The organism is Arthrobacter sp. B2a2-09, from assembly GCF_027587375.1.
GTDB lineage: Bacteria > Actinomycetota > Actinomycetes > Actinomycetales > Micrococcaceae > Arthrobacter.
Genome location: NZ_JAMXIC010000003.1, coordinates 39942 through 58725, shown reverse-complemented (window position 1 = coordinate 58725; position 18784 = coordinate 39942). Strand labels below are relative to the sequence as shown.

The window sequence follows — 18784 nt, the reverse complement described above, 5'->3', positions numbered from 1 at the left end:
TTGGCGCACCTTCTTAGTCCGGAGCGGCGATCTGGAGCGAGCGTGTTTGTCCATTTTCGATCAGGACAGCACGACCCGGCGGTGCTGCGTATTCGACGTCGACGCGGATGCCGAAGAAATCTCCAGCGCTAGGCGACCCATTGCCCAGGAGGATTCCGCTTCCGTGGTTTCGGGCCAGGGATGCAAGGGGCGTCCGCTGCAGAAGGGCCGGGCTTTGCCCCGCAGTTGCCACCACAGAGAAGCCCATACTGGGAAGCTCAGCCAGGAGAATCCCGGTTTCGCTGCTGAGGCGTTCGGCGTCGTCCACGAGGGAGATGACTTCTGCACCCACGAGCTTGCGGGCTGCCTCCCGGTGGAAGTCTGCCCAAAAGGCATCAGGATCGGCACCTCTGGGTGGTGTCCGCCACTGATGGGTTGGATTGAGCAGGGGCAATGCGGTGAGCAATGACGACTTGCCGGAACCAGGGGTGCCAAGCGCGAGGAGGACGGCTGAGCGCGGCAGCGAGATCCAAACAGGTTCGTGTTCGTCCCCGCCAACCCCGAGGAGTACGGATCCCGGCGCACGAGTGCGGGAAGGGGCAGTGGCTTCGGTTCGGCCGTCTGCCGCGAGATCCGAAGCCCGGATGAATTGCGGCAGGGGATCCACCCGGAATGGGCGCCGCGCAGCTTCAGGGGACACGCAGTACGGCCAGGCCGTATTTGGCGGGGGCGCCACGAGCTGGGCGACTGCAGTGTCAACATCAATAAGGTTGCCACCCACGACGGCCCGGCCCCTCAGGGGCTTCGTTGCCGCAAAACGGGGCCACGCCAGCCGTCCTTCTTCTGTGGTCCCGATGGGAAAGTATGCGCGGTTGGGGATTGACGCGAACATGCGCGACGCGGTCAGTTCGCGGTCGCCCGTGACAAGAACAGCCACTCCTGACCTCGGTCCGTCGCGCACGATGGCGTGTACCAGTTCTTCGGCCCATGCCAGGGGCCCGGCGCGCAACTCAGAGACCCAAGAACCCCATCTGGAGATAACCAGAAGAAGGGGGACCTGCCCGACGACGGTCCCTAGGGATTGCCGCGCCGACACTTCAGCCGCGAGCCTTTCCAAGATGCGGACGCCCCTTCTGATGTGGTTGAGCGAGGCAATGGCTCCCACACGTCCCTGGGCTTCCACGTCGGCGAACGAACCGTCTCCGTCAAGGACATAGAGATGGAGTTCCGCGGCACTTCCAACAAGCTGGGCCGCTGCCGCGCGGCAGGCATCTTCAACTCCGCTTCCAGGAGGGCCAACGAGTCCAAGATTGCCGTGGACGAGCGGAGTCCAAAACAGGCCGGCAATCCGTTGTTGCGTGGGCAAGTCGGCCAAGCCAAGGTAGGCCGTCGGGCCTGCTGATGTTCCGGTAGCCGCATGCTTGCCCGCCGATGCGCTAAGGGATTGGTGCCACGGGATGGACTCAGGAAGTGCAGGCGCAACAGGCCTCCGGGGCGGTCTACCCCCATGGACGTCCCAAACCCGGTTGATTGCTTTGATGATGGGGCGCGCGGCTTCTGCAGGCGTTGCCTCCGCACCCTGAGTCTCTGCGTCGGCGGTTTCAGACCAACCGCCGAAGCGGAGCGACCCTGCTGCCGGCCGGGCGATGGTCTTCGTGAGTGACCGGGCATTTCCGCTGCCCGAGAGAGTCGCTGACTGAAAGGGCTCGGCGTCTTCCGCCCCTCGAACCATATAGGCGCGGCCAGGCAGACACACCGGAATCGATGCCGCAGCCGGCGAGTTGATGACGTCCCGCGATTCCATTTCTGATTGGACGCGTAGAGCAATGCTGGTGGTGACGTTGGCCCGGATGTCCGCACTCAGTGCACCCTGTGGACGTTGTGTTGCCATGATCAGGTGGATGCCCAGGGACCGGCCCAGGGTGGCAATCCGCATTAACTCGGCCACGGCAGCCGGGGCGTCTTCAATGAGCATCCGGAATTCGTCGATCACGAGCACCAGACGTGGAAGGACAGTCCATTGGCTTCTTCGTCCCGCCACAGCCCCGCCCCCAGTCACCGTGGCCTTGGCCCAGTATGCGGGCAAATCAGGGACACCGGCCTTCGCGAGGATCGCTTCCCGCATCCGAACCTCGGCACGGAGGGACGAAAGAGTCCGCTCAAGTTCGTGTTCGCTGAGATCCGTAAGCATTCCGACGCTTTGCGGCAGATCGACCAAAGGCCCGAGGCCCGAACCTCCCTTGAAATCAACAAACAGAAAGTTGACCCGGTCCGGGCTGTGGGTCAGCGAGATCGCCGACACTATAGTTCGCAGAAGCTCGGACTTTCCCGATCCCGTAGTTCCCGCCACGAGGAGGTGCGGGCCGTCCGAAACCAAATCAAGGGAACGGGTCCCCTCGGCTCCTTGCCCGATGACCGCGGATAGCCCTCTGCCTGCTGAAGAATCTCGCCAACGGGCCGCGATGCTGGAGGGGTTGTTCGGAAGCAGTTCGGCAAGCAGGCACGTAGAGGGGACAACCGTCGCCCTTTCTGTCGCCACGCCGGGCACCCCTGCCAATGAGCGGCAGTAGCGGTCGAAGACCGAGTGCGGGACAAGGTCAGGGTCAAATTCCGTTTCGGAATGACACGAACGAAGGACTCCGCGTCTGTTCCAGAGCTCGACCACGGAACCGTATTCATCTCCGCTCGCTGTGCGCTGGAAGATTCTCCAACCAGATTCGATCGCCGCTTGCCGGAGTGCGTCGACGCCGGGATCCCGCCCTGGCCCCACCAGAAACAGTGCTCCCGGTCTATCCGCCAGCGCGAAAAGAACAGTCGCGGCTGAAGAGGCGTCCGTGGTCAGGGTGACCCGGGGGAGGAACCGGGCGCTGGTCGGCAAGAGAGCTATGGGTCCGTGTATGAGGACAGGTACGTTGGTTGCGCTGGGAAAGGCAGCTAGCTGCATGAGCAGAAATCTGAACATTCCTTGCACCTTGGCTTCAGGTCCAGCGAGGGAAACGGCTTGGGTAGAGGAATCCAGAACTACCGGAACAGGGCCCAACTGCGGTGGCTGGAAGCTCGGGTCCGCGGGATCGAGTGCAACCCGGGCGTTCTGCGGACTGGTGCCGAGCCGGAGCCAGACATCGCGGCAGCCTACCGGTCCTTGCGCTGCACCGGTGCTTGGCAACGTCAACGGTTTTCGTCCGTGTTCCCTTGAGAGGAAAGCAGCTGAGCCGACAGCATAGGCGAGCTCCGCGGCGGACGGCGAACACCGCCGTCGTCGGGCTCGGTCTTGTTCGACGGCCGCCGCGATCGCTGCAGCCAGAAGGCGGCGCTCACGTCTTCCAGAAATTGCCGGGGCAAGGACCGCGATGGCAGAAATTGCAGTGAATCCGAGGAATATCCACATGCCAGTGGCCAGAGCCATTCCAACTCCCAGCAGGAGCGGAATCCCGGCCGTGAGGAGTAGTTGCGTGCGGCTGCCCGCATCATTGCGCCGCTGCACCGAGAGCGGCTCGGCGACGCCCAGGCCGGCTGCACCCAGTGACTCCGCTCCGAATTCTTCGTTGCCGAAGACGACCGACATGACCGAGCCACCACATCGGATCCTGGATGCGGTTGAGAGAAAAGCGGAGCGGACCTTGCGTCCATCCACCACTGTTCCGTTCGCGCTCCCGTTGTCGGTTATGGTGACTGCCGTTTCGGAGACTGTCAGAACCGCGTGAACCCGGGAAACATCAGGATCCGGGAGGCAAATATCCGCATTGCTCCTACCGATCCTGTAACTGCCTCGTTCCAGCGGAATGACCAGGCCGGCGGCGGGTCCGGCGTGCACCAGCAAGGACAACGCCGCAGGACTGCGTTTGCCGTTAGGGGTGTCTGGTGCCTCCGAATCGGCCCCGTCGACCAACACAGCTCCAGGCATGAGAGGCGCCGAGCCAACGGCGAGGCCGCTGAGTGGCAGCCCGCAGACTGTCAGTTCCCCGGTGCTGAACTCAGCGGCGACTGCGGCCTCGACGACCGCGCCAGGGGTGCCGTTGCCGACGGCTAGAGTCAGTTCAACGGGTTCACTTTGCCGGAACGCCCGTGGGGCCCGGACCAGGGTGCAATGGAATGTCACTGAGTCCGCTCCTTCGGCTCTCGCGGCTGCTGTTCTTCCACCATATTTGTGATCAGGACCGGGTGTTCTTGGTCAGTTGGCCTATGTGGAAAACGCTGTGCTCGCCGGGCAGCGAACGAGCGCAGCGGCAATTGGATGCGGCATCTCAGGTAGGCTTGACCTGCAGCCAATGCAGATCATTAGGCTGCCCGCATTCGAACCAGGAGTATTTGTGACCGCTGACCTCGTCATCGTCGGGTCGGGCTTTTTTGGCCTGACAATCGCAGAACAGGCCGCCACTGAGCTGGGCTTGAAGGTTGTTGTCATTGACCGCCGGCACCACATCGGGGGCAACGCCTACAGCGAAACGGAAGAGCAGACAGGAATCGAGGTGCACCGCTATGGTGCGCACCTCTTCCACACTTCAAACGAGCGAGTGTGGGAGTATGTCAACCGGTTCACGACCTTCACCAACTACGTGCACAAGGTTTACGGCGTGCATAAGGGTGAGGTCTACTCCCTCCCCATTAACCTGGCAACAATCAATCAGTTCTTCCGCGCCAACCTGACTCCTAGCCAGGCGCAAGACCTGATCACGGAGCAAGCTGGTGAACTCGCGGGAACCGATCCGCAGAATCTCAATGACAAGGGCATCCAGCTGATCGGTCGCCCTCTGTACGAGGCATTCATCAAGCACTACACCGGCAAGCAGTGGCAGACGGACCCCAAGGACCTCCCGGCGGGCATCATTTCGCGCCTTCCCGTCAGGTACAACTACGACAACCGTTACTTCAACGACAAGTACGAGGGCCTGCCGACCAACGGGTACACGGCTTGGATCGAGAAAATGGCCGAGCACCCGAACATCGAAGTACGCCTGAACACGGACTTCTTTGACGAATCGCATGAGTATTCAAAAAACAAGGTTGTCGGCAAGATTCCCGTCGTCTATACGGGCCCCGTAGACCGCTACTTCGACTTCGTCGCTGGAGACCTGTCCTGGCGTACCATCGATTTCGAAAAAGAAGTCCTGGACATGGGCGATTTCCAGGGAACGTCTGTTGTCAACTACAACGACGACGACGTCGCGTTCACCAGGATCATCGAGCCGCGCCATTTCCACCCGGAGCGTGGCTACCAGACGGAGAAAACCGTCATCATGCGCGAATTTTCCCGGTTCGCCGAAAGCGGCGATGAGCCGTATTACCCGATCAACACCCCGGATGACCGCGAAAAGCTGCTGAAGTACCGCGATCTCGCAGCCGCTGAGAAGGACGTGCTGTTCGGCGGGCGCCTCGGCACCTACAAGTACCTCGATATGCACATGGCCATCGGTTCTGCACTGTCCATGTTTGACAACAAGATCCGTCCGCACTTCGAAAGCGGCGCAGAAATTGAAAGCGGAGGAGTGGACGCATGAGCGTTTCAACAGAGCCCATGAACCAGGGCGCTACGCCCGGACTGGGCGAAGAATGGCAAACCGTCCATCGTGTTGTCTTTCCGACCGACGGCGACACCGACACGCTTCCGCTGTACCTGGACTTCAACGCGGCCCAGCGAGTTGTTTCTGAGGAATCGCAGACATCCAAATCCGGCTCGGGCGTCACTGCGGTTACGTCGAGCGGGGCAAAGATCCGCTCGGACTTCATCGAGAACCGGCGCCAGCTGCACTTGCCGGCGTATCGGCGGCTTTCCTTTGGCACGTACTTCAATGCGTTCCCGGCGAGCTACTGGCGGGCGCACACGGATGTCACCAGTGTGCGCCTTACGGTCGCGGTCGACGCACCGGCGACCGTTGTCATTCTTCGGTCCAGTGCGAGGGGCACTTCCAACAGGGTTGAAAGCATCAGCGTAGACGCAGGACGTCCGGTAGATGTTGTCCTGCCGTTGGCCAACTTCGGCGACGGCGGCTGGTACTGGTTTGACCTCGTGGCTTCATCTGAGCAGGTCAAACTCCTCGGCGCCGAATGGTCCGTAAGGAAGCCTGAAGGATTCGAAGCAGGCACCGCCACGGTAGCGGTAACTACCTTTAACCGCCCTGATTTCTGCGTCAAGCACCTATCGACATTTGCCGATTCCCCCGAGCTTCTGGACGTGATGGACCGGCTCCTGATCACGGACCAGGGTACGCAGAAGGTGCGGGACCAGGAAGGCTTCGAAGAGGCTGCCGCTCGACTCGGGGACAAGTTCGGACTCATTGAGCAGGGCAACCTGGGTGGTTCGGGTGGTTTTGCGCGCGGCATGCTCGAGACGGTTGAAGACGGCCGAAGCAAGTATGTCCTGCTCTTGGACGATGACGTGATCATCGAAACAGAGGGCGTGTTGCGCGCTATCAACTTCGCTGACTTCACGAGGAAGCCGTCGATCGTGGGCGGCCACATGTTCAACTTGTACGAACGCTCGGTGATGCACAGCTTCGGCGAGGAAGTCAACGAGTACAAGTTCCAGTGGGGCGCGGTCGACAGCACAAAAGAAGCGCATGATTTTTCGGCGAGCAACCTTCGCACGACGCCGTGGATGCATCGCCGGATCGACGTGGACTTCAACGGCTGGTGGATGTGCTTGATTCCGACCAGTGTTCTGCGCGACATCGGACTCTCTCTTCCGGTATTCATCAAGTGGGACGACGCCGAATACGGCATCCGGGCCCGCCGCCACGGCTACCCGACAGTCACCCTCCCGGGGGCCGCTGTCTGGCACATGCCCTGGACTGAAAAGGATGACACCATCGACTGGCAGGCCTACTTCCACCAGCGAAACCGCTGGCTTGCCGCCCTGGTCTACTCGCCGTACAAGAAGGGCGGATTCCTGCCGCGCCAGAGTTTCATGGTGGATGTCAAGCACCTGTTGTCGATGCAGTACTCGGCGGTCGAGCTTCGGTTGGATGCCCTTGAGGACCTGCTCAAGGGACCTTCTCACTTGCACCAGACAATTCGGACCAAGCTCCCCGAAATTCGTGCGCGACGCGCGGACTTCGATGATGCCCGCATCACAAAGGAAGTAGCAACCTTCCCGCAAGTAAAGCGTGTGAAGCCGCCCAAGCGTGGAAAGAAGCCGTCTTCTCCGAAGTCAATTTTCGCTGCCCTCGCGACGGCTGCATCAGCAGGGGTTCGCCAGGTGCAAAGCGTAAGGCCTGGAGCCCTCGAGCACCCCGAGGCCCTCGTTCCGGCAATGGATGCCCGCTGGTGGCGGCTGTCCCAGCTGGACTCCGCAATTGTCTCGTCCGCGGACGGAACCGGCGCATCCTGGTACAAGCGCCATCCTGAGCATTTCCGCAACATGATGGCCCGCAGCATCAAGCTCCACCAGCAACTTCTCCAGGACTGGGAAAAGCTTTCCGAGGAGTATTCCCGGAGCCTGCCCGAGTTCACGTCGCAGCAGGCGTGGCGCGAGACTTTCGACGCGGTGACCACTACGACTCCGCAGGAAAAGGCCAACGGGTGACAACTGCGAGTGACTTCAGCGAAACTGCCCCCCTCGTCCGTCCGGGCGTGGGGGGCGGTCTCGCGGACGTGTTCAGACAGCGATTCCTGCTCAAACTCCTTGTCCGGAAAGAACTGCAGATCCGCTACAAGGGGTCGGTTCTTGGGCTGCTTTGGTCCTACGTAAAGCCGGGCGTTCAGTTCCTCGTCTTTTACATTGCCTTGGGCGTCTTTCTAGGACTTGAGAAGAGCGCTCGAAACCCGGACGGTCTGGCCAACTATGCCGTGTACTTGTTCTCCGGAATCGTCCTGATCAACTTTTTCACCGAGGCGCTCAGCAACGCTGCACGTTCGATAGTGGGCAACGGTGGCCTCATTAAGAAGATCTACTTGCCGCGTGAGCTATTCCCCGTTGCGTCCGTCTGGGTTTCCGCCGTACATTTCATTCCGCAGTTGATTGTCCTGGTTGTCGCCTGTCTGTTCGCCGGGTGGCACCCGAGCTTGTTGCAACTCGTCGCAGCCGTCGCAGGTTTCGTGATCGTAGCTATGTTGGCCACCGGTTTAGGACTTCTCTTTGGCTCTGCGAATGTCTATTTCAGGGACTCCGAGAACATCGTCGACATGCTGTTGATGGTTGCGACCTGGACTTCTCCCATCATGTACTCGTGGACCATGGTGCAGAGCAAACTTGGCGCGAGTTGGTACGCCCTCTACCAAGTCAATCCCATCACCATCGGCGTCGAAGCCTTTCATTATGCCTTCTGGCTTCCAACCACCGATGAAACTGCCCCGATGCCGCCGAATCTCCTGCCGCTTTGGATCCCTGTTGGAATCGTGGTTTCCCTTGCAGTTCTCGTTCTCGGCCAGTGGGCATTCCGCCGGCTTGAGGGCCGATTCGCGCAGGAGCTGTGACGATGTCTGTTGCAATCGAAGTTCAGAAGCTGAACAAGCAATTCGTGCTGAGGCATACGCGATCCCTCAAGGAAGCAATTGTCTGGCTCGTGACCGGCCGTAAGGGCGACATCTCGAAGAAGTTCCATGCGCTTCACGACGTCGATCTTGAAATCCAACAAGGTGAGACCGTCGCCTTGTTGGGCTTGAATGGCTCCGGCAAGTCCACGCTGCTCAAGCACATTTCAGGTGTCATGTTGCCGGATAGCGGATCTGTGCGGACGCGAGGCAGAGTCGCAGGCCTTATCGAGGTGGGAGCCGGCTTCCATCACGACCTGTCCGGCCGGGAAAACGTCTACCTGAACGGCGCGATTCTGGGGATGACCGAAGCTCAGATCGACGAACAATTTGATTCCATCGTGGAATTTTCCGAGATCGGCGAGTTCATCGATACCGAGGTCAGGTTCTATTCGTCTGGAATGTACCTTCGCCTGGCGTTCTCCGTCGCCGTTCATACTGACCCCGAGGTTTTCCTCGTGGACGAGATATTGGCAGTTGGAGACGAACCGTTTCAGCGTAAGTGCCTCGCCAGGATCAAGGAGCTTTCCGCAGCAGGGAAGACCCTCGTTGTGGTCAGTCACGACCTTGAACTCGTTTCCCGTATTTGCGATCGGGGAGTGGTTCTCAAGCACGGAAACGTCGTGTTTGACGGAGCCATCGATGACGCTGTGGCTCAGCTCCGAAGCCAAGTCTAAGCACCGCGTTGTAGACCGGAGACTGAAACGCCCCGCCTCTGGCGGGGCGTTTCACCGTTAAGAGCGGTCGAGAACGATCCGGCGGTTGCGGTTCGAGCTAACCGCAGGCGGTCACCTTGAACAGCTTCGCCCCACCGACCTGCGCTAGAAGCTGGAAGCCCGGAGTCGCTTGCTCAATCAAGAGTCCCTTGAAGCCGTGGTCCTCTCCATGAACCTCTTGGGTGCCAAAATTCAAAGCGTAGCCTACGCCGGTCGCATGGACCGCCTTGCACACCTCAGGGTCGCTGACGGCGTCACGGAGGTGATCATTCAGCACGAGGACCGCGGGCGTGTACGTCGTAAGGGTGTGCTTGGACGTCGTGTTTCTGTCGGCCAGGGCGAAAGCCATCGCCGAGCCGTTCCAAGGACTGACCGCAATTGTTGCATTTTGCGGCACGTAGTTGTCGAGCTCTTCGATAAGAGTCATTTCGTCTTTACTCACAAGTGGCGCGTTTGGAGTCGTCGAGTAGATGTTGCGAGCAGACGCTATCGCACTACCGAGTGGAACGGTTTGAAAAGCAAGGGTCATGGCGAGTAGCACTACAGGCAGGACGATCGCACCAACCACTCGAAGATGGTTCTCTGTTCCGAACCATCTGCTTCGAGTCTCCCGCCCAGAGAACCACCAGATCTGGCTCCTTCTGATCAGCCAGGCTAGACCGATGGCTGAAAGGGGTACTGCCACAATCGGCAGCAAGGCTGCCAGCCGGTAGCTGTCGTTGTACCAGACACCGGTCAGCAGATTCCGGAACCACGGGTCTGGACCGGCGGAGACCACCACAAACAACACGGCCGAGACGAGAAACGACCCCAAGAACCACAAGTTATGCCGTCTCCGCGCTAGGACGGCAATTCCCAAAAGCATCAAGCCGCTCACTGCCCACGCCGGGGCGTGGTGCATCGGCGAGTTTGTAATGACTTCTCCAACGGCTTGGCCAACAGTCTGGACCGGCTTCCAGCCCGACGCCTCCACCGGCGGCCGAATCAATTTCCACATGACCGCCATGACTGCAAACGCGAGGAGCAGCGCAATTCCGAAAAAGATGATGCCCTTGTAGCCCTGAGCTTGCTTATGTTTGCGAACCCAGTACCGAATGTAGCTGAAGAGGAGGATGGGCGCTGACAGGGCCACGAGAGACATGAGCCCGTTCGGATGTGCAATCGCGAGTCCTGCTGCAAGGCTGGGGGCTAGGGCAAAACGGGCGAGAGCCGGTATCCGCGTGATGTCGCCGGCCGCAAAAAACACGGCTACGCCAGCCAAGGCCGTCGGGAGCATACATAGTGCGAGGAAGTTTGGGTACAGGACGCCAAAATCCAACAACAATAGGGGGAAAGCACTGAACCCTGCCGCGAGGAGGCCAGCGGCACCTACGACGTAACCATTCCCCTTTGTGACAACACGCGTCAGGAACATGCAACCGAGCGGCCACACTATGGCTGCAATGCAGATGTTTAGGACGTTGACAGCGACGCTGATCGGAGCGCCGGTGATCTGCACTACGAGGGATGCGAGGTCATGCCAGGCTGCAGGGTAGAAGTACGGCGGATTGTCGCCATTGGTCATGCTCGTGAGGGTCAGGGACGAGCCATTGGCGGTGTCGAGGATGTAGCGGACCGCATTGAGATGGAATACGTTGTCAAACGTCTGGGAAATGTTGTCCGGCCGGTCGAAAGCCTGGCGAAGTTGGAACGCTATGGAAATGCTGCCGACTATGAAACCGATTCCGGCAGCGTATGTTTTGGCTGTGGGCCGCCTGAAATTTAGTCGAAATCGTACGGCGAGCTTGTCAGCCGTTAGATAGCTCGCCGCGAACAAAACGGCTGCCACGGCGATAGCCGCGACGATGACTGGCATAAGTGACCATGAGATTCCCAAATAGGGAAGGACGATGGCAGTACACGCGACAGCGAAGACACTGAGCACAGGTGCTACTGCAAGGAAGGTCAAGCCCCGAAGGCCCAACGACGCGGCGATCAAGCTCCCGGGAACAAAGAGGACTGCCAAGCTGGCAAGAAAAACTGGAAGCGTTGAATACCAACTCAATTGGACTCCACCTGTAACTTAAGGATGTTCGACGACCGGCAAATATGGTGTCCTAGCCGTCGAGGAGCCCGAGCAAGTACTGGCCGTACCCGCTCTTCACCAGAGGTTCGGCCCGCTGGCGGAGTTCGTCGTCAGTCAGGAAGCCTTGGCGCCACGCGATTTCCTCGGGCGCGCCGATCTTGAGGCCCTGACGGTTCTCTACAGTACGGATGAAATTGGAGGCGTCATTGAGATCGTTGAACGTCCCGGTATCAAGCCACGCCGTGCCTCGGGGGAGAATTTCGACGCGGAGTTTTTCTCTCTCGAGGTATGTGCGGTTCACATCCGTTATTTCCAGCTCGCCTCGCGCTGACGGCTGCAGGTTCTTGGAAATGTCGACGACGTCGTTGTCATAGAAGTACAGGCCTGGAACAGCGTAGTGGGATTTCGGCTTTTCAGGCTTCTCCTCAAGGGATATAGCTTTCCCAGTCTCGTCGAATTCCACGACACCGTAGGCTTTGGGGTCGCCGACCCAGTAACCGAAGACTGCGCCGCCGTCGATGTTGGCGTGCCGGCGCAACTGCGTCCCCATCCCTTGGCCGTAGAAGATATTGTCACCCAGAACCAAAGCCACGGTGTCGTTTCCGATGTGGTCCGCGCCAAGGATGAAGGCCTGGGCGAGGCCGTCGGGGGAGGGCTGCTGAACATAGCTGAGGTTGATGCCAAACTGCGAGCCATCGCCGAGGAGACGCTGGAACTGCTCGGCGTCGTGGGGTGTGGTGATGATGAGGATGTCGCGAATCCCCGCCAGTATGAGCGTCGACAGGGGGTAATAGATCATCGGCTTGTCGTACACAGGAACTAGTTGTTTGCTGATACCGAAGGTGATCGGGTGCAACCGGGATCCAGTTCCGCCGGCCAAGATTATTCCACGCATGGGCTCAATCCTTCCGTATAGGATCCGCCACGGCAAACTAGAGGTCGTCTGCTTGGTAAGATCGACGGGTCCTGGAAGCCGAGATGAGTGGAACTTGTAGATATGTCTTCAGCAACGGCTGTCGGGACTGCGACTCTGGCGCGGCAACAAATTTCAGGGCACAAGCGCCGGCTGGACATCGAAGGTCTCCGCGCCATCGCGGTGATGGCCGTTGTGCTCGACCACCTGATCCATTGGCCGCAGGGTGGCTTTGTCGGCGTGGATATCTTCTTCGTCATCTCCGGCTATTTGATTTCCGGAATACTCCTTCGGGAGGCTATGGACACTGGACGGATTTCTTTCAAACAGTTCTATATCCGCCGGATCAAACGCATTTTGCCAGCTGCCGTTTTGGTACTTAGTGCCACTTTGACGGCGGCCTACATTATTTTTTACGGTGGGCGGGCCGCCGCCATCGCCGGAGACACGTTCTGGGCGTTGCTTTTTTCGGCCAACTGGCGATTCGCGATCCTTGGGACCGACTACATGAATTCGGGCGCTTCCGTATCGCCTATTCAACACTACTGGTCTCTGGGCGTCGAAGAGCAGTTCTATATCGTCTGGCCCTGGATCATCCTGGCCGCTCTCTTCCTCGCGCGTCGTTGGAAGGCAAACAAGCGGGGGACCCTGACGATCCTGTCCTTCGCCATAGCGCTGCCCATTGCTTTGTCTTTTGCTTTCTCGCTTTGGGAGACGCATTCAAGCCACACGGTCGCCTATTTTTCCACCTTCTCGCGCGGATGGGAACTGGCTGCAGGCGCCCTGTTGGCAGCACTCACTGCAACCTTCCGGGGCTTCGTCCGGCAAATCCGCGTTGCTTTGCTGTGGCTGGGCCTGGCAGTCCTGCTGTCTTCGGTGCTAATCATCACGCCCGAGACGCCGTTTCCCGGTCCGTTTGCTCTGTTCCCAGTGCTCGGGTCGTGCTTGGTCATCCTTGCCGGGACCGGCGCCCATGACGGCTACTATGATCGCCACGCGTGGGTTCTGACCAATCCCGTCAGTCGGTACATCGGTAAGATCTCTTACTCGCTTTACCTTTGGCATTTCCCGGTCATAGTGCTGCTTGTTGCCTTTGTCCCGGTTGAATCCAAACGATATTACGTAATCGCTGTAGCAGTAATGGGCGCACTGTCGATCGCATCATTCAAGTTTGTCGAGGATCCGATTCGAAAGTCCCGCTGGGGTTCGCCCAAGAGTGCTGCTTCTTTGCCGAAGCGATCCGGACCTGGTCGGCGTCGTCGCTCGATCGCCGGTGTTGCCGTTTTCGTTGCCGTAGTTGTGTGTGCTCCTGTGATCGCGTTTGCGACCGTCGCTCAACAATCGGCGTCCAGTGGTCCGGCGACGCCCGATTCCGCGGGCCAGAAGAACTCAATTGCAGCAACTGTCTCGGGACGACAGGAACAATTGCGAGCAGCCTTGGGGGCCAGCGTCTGGCCTACGCTTACGCCAAACCCGGCCGAGATGGGTCCTGACGGCGCTTTGGCGAAACCTGCTGAGTGGATTAAGGACGGCTGCTTGGGCGGTACCCTGTCTCCTTTGGCACACGACAAAGATGTGACCGTGAACGCGCAGCGGTGCATCTACGGGTCCGAGTCCGCGAAACGGACTCTGATAGTTTTTGGGGACTCCACGACGATGAGCTTTGTTCCGGGGATCCGCAAGGCGTTGGAGGGCCAGGACTGGAAGGTTTACATCTACACGGTGGCCGCATGTTCGCCGACGTTGGTTCAGCCGGCGGCGGACGCATCAGCTGACGAATGCGTCAAGTTCAAGTCTTGGGTTCAGGGCGAGATCAAACGAATTCGACCCGACACCGTAGTGTCGTCATTCTTGCGAAACGATGGGCACTTGGCCAGTAAGGCGACGGGCGCTGCCGCGGACGCCGAGTGGCAGCACAACATCAGCGAGATGGGGAAATTTGTAACGTCGGTTGGTTCACGCTACGTGTTGTTGGAGGCTCCCGCACCGGCCAAGGCTGAACCGAGCCAATGCATCACGCGGTTCAGTACTCCAGGCGACTGCATCACGGTCAGAAAATCCGAATTCGACAACCAAAGCGCGGTCGAAGCCCGGGCGATTTCCAGCATCGGTGCCAATGCCGTATTCGTTCCAACGAAGGATTGGTTTTGCGTCGATGGACGCTGTCCGGCCTTTATTGGCGGAACAGCCCTTTACGCAGACATCAACCACATAAGCGCATTGGCATCGGAAGAACTTGCCCCGCTGATCAAGGACGTGCTCAGCCCGGTTGCGACCGGTTAGCCGCAAATATTGTGATCGATGAGGCAAGCTAAAACACTCGGGGGTACCGGGCGCGGAAGTGGGCGACCATTTGTCGCCCTGCCGTCAGAACTCCGCGCTATGGTTCCCTATTTTCGGATGCGGGGACGAGTCGCGCTCTCGATAGGTCGTGGACCAGAAACACCACGCACGCCGTCGAGGACACCGTGTAGCGCGTTGATCAATCGGGCACGCCGATGCGGGGCAAGCAAGGTCACGATGGCAAGGTGCCGGTAGTCCGCCAAGAACCCCTTCAACGTCCAGAGCGAATACCGGCGGCCATATTGGCGCGCCAGCAGGATCCTGTTCCGGAACAGGTAGTAATAGCGCCAGTCAGCGGCGGTACGGATATTCAGCGGGTGACCGCCGAAGGACAGCTCACGGCCAAAGAGTCTGGCCCTGGCAGGGCTTCCCAGCGTGTGGTCCAGAGCGGCATCCGGAGCAATGACAGCGCGTAGTCCGTCGGCGGTGCACCGCAGGTAAAACTCGCTGTCCACACCGTCGATGAAAAGGCTGGACTGAAACATGCCTAGCCGCTCGAACACCGGGACAGGTATGAGGAGCCCCGACTGGATGGGTTCTCCGCCGAGCTGAATACCGTTCATGACCGGTCCGCGTCGAACAGGGAGCCCCCTGACGGACCCTGGTGCCACCATGCCAACGCGGACATTGGCGGCCAAGGCGGCCGTCGCCGCCGATTTCAGGGCGGCGACGTAGCCGTCGTCGAGTAGCGAGTCCTGGTCCATGGTGAGGATGTAGTCCGGCTTAGCGGCTCCCGAAAGGGCAACAGAAATGCCGGCATTCAGCGCGGCAGCAATTCCGGAGTTTTCAGCGAGACGTTCGACATTGCAACCCATGCCGGCCAGTTCGTCAAGGATACTGGTGGGGTCGTGGGGGCTACCGTCGTCCACTACGACCACAGTGTCCACCTGTTTGAGAAGCGCTGCGGCGTTGGCCAGCACCCCGTCGGACGGGTTAAACAGGGAAACGATAGCGGCAGTCGAGGGCAATGTCTTTTTCCGTCCTCGTCAGGCGGGCTGTACGTCGGGCTGGACGTCGATCCAGTTGGCGAGGCGGTCAATGCCTTGGGCCAGGTTGTACTGCGGCGTCCAGCCGAGCACCTCTTCCGCGGCCGTGACGTCTGCCCAGGCGTGACGAACGTCGCCCTGCCTGTATTGACCGGTGACGTGGGGTGCAGGAGCATTGTAGTGCGCGGCGATAAGCTGTGCAGCCGTGCCGATGGTCTGGTACTCGCCCGAACCGATGTCCATTGGCTCACCCTGGACGGTGGGGGAGACCGCCCCCGCGACGATGGCCGAAGCGACGTCGTCGATCAGGATGAAGTCACGGCGGACCTCACCGTCTTCGTAAAGGGGAATTGACTTGCCCCCCATGGCCATCCTGCAGAACAGGCTCATGATTCCCGTGTAGGGGTTGATAAGCGACTGGCCTGGGCCGTAGACATTCTGCAGCCGCAGGATGACGGTTTCGACGCCGTAGGACTTTGCCCAGGCCTGCAGGACGTGCTCCTGGGCAAGCTTGGTGGCTCCGTAGACACTGACCGGTGCGGGGAACGTTTCGGACGCCTTCATGGCTACCGGGGTAGCACCCAGGAAGTCCCACTGGGCCTTGTCCAAGGTCTGGCTGGTGCGCTGGCCAGGGTAAAACAATTTGCCGTCGACGTCGGCCCAGGCGCCTTCGCCGTAGACCGCACGGCTCGAGGACAGCACGATCCGTCGCGGGAGCTTGCCATGGCGGTTCAGGCCATCGAGAAGCTGGGAAGTGCCGACGACGTTGACGTGAGTGTGGCGGGTCGACTCTTCGAGAGACTGGCTTGTGCCGGTTTCGGCGGCAAGGTGGATCACGACGTCGGGGGTCACGTCCGCCAAGACGGTGTCCCAGGTTGCGGCATCCGCGACGTCGGCGACGACGAGTTCGGCTTTCGGGTGCAGATCCGCGGGCCGCTCACCAGAAGCATGGATTTGAGGGTGCAAGTTGTCGACCACAACCAACCGGTCGAAGGCTTCGACCAGGGCGGAGGAAACAGCGCAGCCGATGAAGCCGGCGCCGCCTGTGACGAGGACAGTACCACCGGGGCGGGCAGGACTAGTTGTAGAAGTCACCATTGGACCTTTCGTAGCGGAAGTTATTTTCCGAAAGTGTGTCGGACGAGAGCCTTTACGGCGGAGTTATTGCGACTTGCGGCCGCCTTGGGAAGGAGGGCCGCAGCGTGTGCGCGGGACGTTAGCCTGAGCCTTGCCGATCGGGCTGCCTTCGTCCAACCGAGGTCATCGGCTTGGGCTGCGGCGACCTCGAAATACTCCCGTTCACCGGCGAAGCGGGAGCCATCCACGAGTTTGGTCGAGGATGCACTATTCGAATGCCTGCGGTACTGGAAGCAAAGCGCCGGATCGATAAGTAGCTGGTCGCCGTTGAAAATCATGTCCATGATCAAGGCGAGATCCTGGATGATCGGGAAGCCGTCGCGGAAGTCCACCTTCCGGATCTTGTCCGTACGAAAGGCGAGGGACGGCCAGTAAAGCCAATCTCCGTGCATGAGGTTGGTGGCGATTGACTCTCCGGCCACCAGCTGCCGACCGCCGCCTCTGGGCTTGATGATCCTTTGCTTCACCAGATCAACAAGTGTGGCCACGACCTGCCCATTTTCGTCGATGACTTCCACGCCGGGTTGGATAAGAGCGGCATCGGGGAAGCTGGCATGGGCAGAGAGGATGACATCCACGTAATTCGGCAGCAGGACATCGTCGCAGCCGAGAATTACCATCACTTCCTGGGTGGCAAGCGAGACGCAAGTCCGGTAGTTCTCAGTAATGCCAGCGTTCTGGTCCTTGCGAATGTACTTAACCCGAGGGTCTTCGATACCTGCCATGAACTCGCTGATTTCGGTTCCCGGGTAGGCGTCGTCGACTACTGTCAGCAGCCAATCGTCGTTGTCCTGGCGGAGAACGCTGTAGACGGTCTCCTTCATGTAGTCAGGATCGCCCCAGTAGGGGACAAAAATGTCAAGTGGCATTTAGGCGTCTGAACTTTCCGTAGAGTTTCGCAACGGGTCTGTGGCTTGGGACTCGGCCTCGGTTTCAGCCGTGCGGGTGCCGGCATGGCGGGAGGACTTGCCTTGAGCGAGCGATTCCAACTGTGTCCGAAGGATGGCTACCTCCTCGGCCAAGGCCCGTGTCTCGTCCTCCACGACGGAGATTTCCCAGGACAGATGCAGGCACACGCCGAGGAGCAACAGGATGCTCATAGCAAAAAGAAGGTTTGAAGGCAGCTGGACGCCAACAAGCTCAGCGACAATATTCAGCAGCCTTGGGAATGCCGCGAGGATAAGCGTGGCACCACCGACGAGGAGCCATAGCGCGGCATACTTTTCACGGAGTTTCTTCCGCCGAAGCATTTCGACGACGAGCGCGACAATAACGAGCGCTACCAGGAAAGCGGCGAGATTTGACACCCTAGACTCCTGAAATTTCGTGTAGGCCTGGCGCTGCCGCGCCCACTTTCGATGGTTTCCGGGTGAGCGCCAAGAGGAGCGCGAAAACGGATCTACCCAAATAGACTGCTGCCTTGACTGGATTGTGACTGGGCGTTCCGCCTTGGCGGATCCTCATCTCCACCGGCACTTGGGTTACGGTGCAGCCAGATCGAATTGCGACCACCAATGAATCGATCGTGTCTCCGAGATACTCCGCCGGGTAGTGGTCCAGATACTGGCTGATCGCGCGGTCATTGGCCGCGCGGAATCCGCTCGTAACATCGGTCAGCCGGGTTTTGGCGAGCGATGAGATGACCTTCGCAAGGAACTGCATAGCCCATTTGCGCGGGCCGCCTACTTTGTAGTTCCCTCGATCGGCGAAGCGGGCCCCGATGCAGATGTCCGCATGCTCCAATCCGGCCAACACTTCATCTATGCTGCTCGGATCATGCTGACCGTCCGAGTCGACTTGGATCACCCGCTGGTAGCCGAGGCGGCGAGCGTATTTGAACCCGGCTCGCATCGCGCCTCCAACCCCAAGGTTGAAAGGAAGGTTCAACACGGTGGCGCCAGCCTGCTGGGCAATCGTGGCAGTGTCGTCGGTGGACCCGTCGTTGACCACCAGTACGTCATAGTGGTCACTCGCCGCGAGGACTTCCAAGACGGTGTCACCAACGGCTTCAGCCTCGTTCCAGGCAGGCATGATCACCAAGACGCGCGGTGTGGGGGAGGGTTCCATGTTGTCCAAACTATATCAATTTGCAGTCTGAACGACATCTGGACCGTTGGTTCAGGACCAAGCAGGGCCAGTGACAGTCCCCTAGGATGGTGCTGCGGTTGGCAGACAA

The 18784-nt window shown here is 59.8% G+C and carries 13 protein-coding genes; 5 read left to right on the top strand and 8 right to left on the bottom strand.

The genetic code is table 11. The features are described 5' to 3' along the window. Positions 1-13: 13 nt before the first annotated feature. Positions 14-4078 carry an FtsK/SpoIIIE domain-containing protein gene (locus NFJ07_RS04285; protein ID WP_269992741.1) on the bottom strand — a complete coding sequence of 1355 codons (4065 nt, stop codon included), beginning with the start codon at positions 4076-4078 and terminating at the stop codon, positions 14-16. Between the two features lie 211 nt (positions 4079-4289). Between NFJ07_RS04285 and glf the strand changes: the two genes are divergently transcribed. Genes glf through NFJ07_RS04265 form a run of 4 tightly spaced genes read left to right on the top strand, consistent with a single transcriptional unit; the run spans position 4290 to position 9125 of the window. Continuing rightward, positions 4290-5477 (top strand): UDP-galactopyranose mutase, encoded by a 1188-nt coding sequence (gene glf / locus NFJ07_RS04280; RefSeq protein WP_269992740.1) that lies wholly within the window; start codon positions 4290-4292, stop codon positions 5475-5477. Then, complete coding sequence (locus NFJ07_RS04275; RefSeq protein ID WP_269992738.1) at positions 5474-7501, top strand: glycosyltransferase; 2028 nt, start codon at positions 5474-5476, stop codon at positions 7499-7501. Before glf ends, NFJ07_RS04275 begins: the two co-directional genes overlap by 4 nt. Beyond that, positions 7498-8391 (top strand): ABC transporter permease, encoded by an 894-nt coding sequence (locus NFJ07_RS04270; protein ID WP_269992736.1) that lies wholly within the window; start codon positions 7498-7500, stop codon positions 8389-8391. The genes NFJ07_RS04275 and NFJ07_RS04270 overlap by 4 nt, the downstream gene beginning before the upstream one ends. Positions 8392-8393: 2 nt before the next feature. Then, positions 8394-9125, top strand: a complete 732-nt coding sequence (locus tag NFJ07_RS04265) for an ABC transporter ATP-binding protein (protein WP_269992734.1) — start codon at positions 8394-8396, stop codon at positions 9123-9125. 97 nt (positions 9126-9222) lie between these two features. On the opposite strand, the gene NFJ07_RS04260 is transcribed toward NFJ07_RS04265, so the two are convergent. Both NFJ07_RS04260 and rfbA read right to left on the bottom strand, forming a co-directional pair. Beyond that, entirely contained in the window at positions 9223-11169 is a 1947-nt protein-coding gene (locus tag NFJ07_RS04260; protein WP_269992732.1) for a DUF6541 family protein, read from the bottom strand. A gap of 91 nt (positions 11170-11260) precedes the next feature. Continuing rightward, positions 11261-12124, bottom strand: a complete 864-nt coding sequence (gene rfbA / locus NFJ07_RS04255; RefSeq protein ID WP_269992731.1) for a glucose-1-phosphate thymidylyltransferase RfbA — start codon at positions 12122-12124, stop codon at positions 11261-11263. Between the two features lie 102 nt (positions 12125-12226). Here rfbA and NFJ07_RS04250 point away from each other — a divergent pair, with 102 nt between their 5' ends. Next, positions 12227-14425, top strand: a complete 2199-nt coding sequence (locus NFJ07_RS04250; protein WP_269992730.1) for an acyltransferase family protein — start codon at positions 12227-12229, stop codon at positions 14423-14425. Positions 14426-14532: 107 nt separating this feature from the next. Here NFJ07_RS04250 and NFJ07_RS04245 read toward each other — a convergent pair whose 3' ends face one another. From NFJ07_RS04245 to NFJ07_RS04225, 5 genes are read right to left on the bottom strand one after another with little or no spacing between them, the layout of a single operon-like run. Beyond that, entirely contained in the window at positions 14533-15453 is a 921-nt protein-coding gene (locus NFJ07_RS04245) for a glycosyltransferase (RefSeq protein WP_269992729.1), read from the bottom strand. 18 nt (positions 15454-15471) lie between these two features. Next, positions 15472-16569: an NAD-dependent epimerase/dehydratase family protein gene (locus tag NFJ07_RS04240; protein WP_269992728.1), complete on the bottom strand. Its 1098-nt coding sequence runs from the start codon at positions 16567-16569 to the stop codon at positions 15472-15474. A gap of 20 nt (positions 16570-16589) precedes the next feature. Next, a complete protein-coding gene (locus NFJ07_RS04235; protein ID WP_269992727.1) occupies positions 16590-17477 on the bottom strand; it encodes a glycosyltransferase family 2 protein in 888 nt (295 codons plus the stop codon). Then, the gene (locus tag NFJ07_RS04230) at positions 17478-17915 is read right to left on the bottom strand and encodes a DUF2304 domain-containing protein (RefSeq protein WP_269992725.1); all 438 of its coding nucleotides are present in this window, start codon (positions 17913-17915) and stop codon (positions 17478-17480) included. 1 nt (position 17916) lies between these two features. Beyond that, positions 17917-18675, bottom strand: coding sequence for a glycosyltransferase family 2 protein (locus tag NFJ07_RS04225; RefSeq protein ID WP_269992724.1), 759 nt, complete (start codon positions 18673-18675; stop codon positions 17917-17919). Between the last annotated feature and the right edge of the window lie 109 nt (positions 18676-18784).

Excerpts from the sequence above, each read along its gene's own strand:
- NFJ07_RS04265 (WP_269992734.1), top strand. The coding sequence starts at position 8,394 with ATGTCTGTTGCAATCGAAGTTCAGAAGCTGAACAAGCAATTCGTGCTG.
- NFJ07_RS04240 (WP_269992728.1), bottom strand. The coding sequence starts at position 16,569 with ATGGTGACTTCTACAACTAGTCCTGCCCGCCCCGGTGGTACTGTCCTC.
- rfbA (WP_269992731.1), bottom strand. The coding sequence starts at position 12,124 with ATGCGTGGAATAATCTTGGCCGGCGGAACTGGATCCCGGTTGCACCCG.
- NFJ07_RS04250 (WP_269992730.1), top strand. The coding sequence starts at position 12,227 with ATGTCTTCAGCAACGGCTGTCGGGACTGCGACTCTGGCGCGGCAACAA.
- NFJ07_RS04225 (WP_269992724.1), bottom strand. The coding sequence starts at position 18,675 with ATGGAACCCTCCCCCACACCGCGCGTCTTGGTGATCATGCCTGCCTGG.
- NFJ07_RS04235 (WP_269992727.1), bottom strand. The coding sequence starts at position 17,477 with ATGCCACTTGACATTTTTGTCCCCTACTGGGGCGATCCTGACTACATG.
- NFJ07_RS04275 (WP_269992738.1), top strand. The coding sequence starts at position 5,474 with ATGAGCGTTTCAACAGAGCCCATGAACCAGGGCGCTACGCCCGGACTG.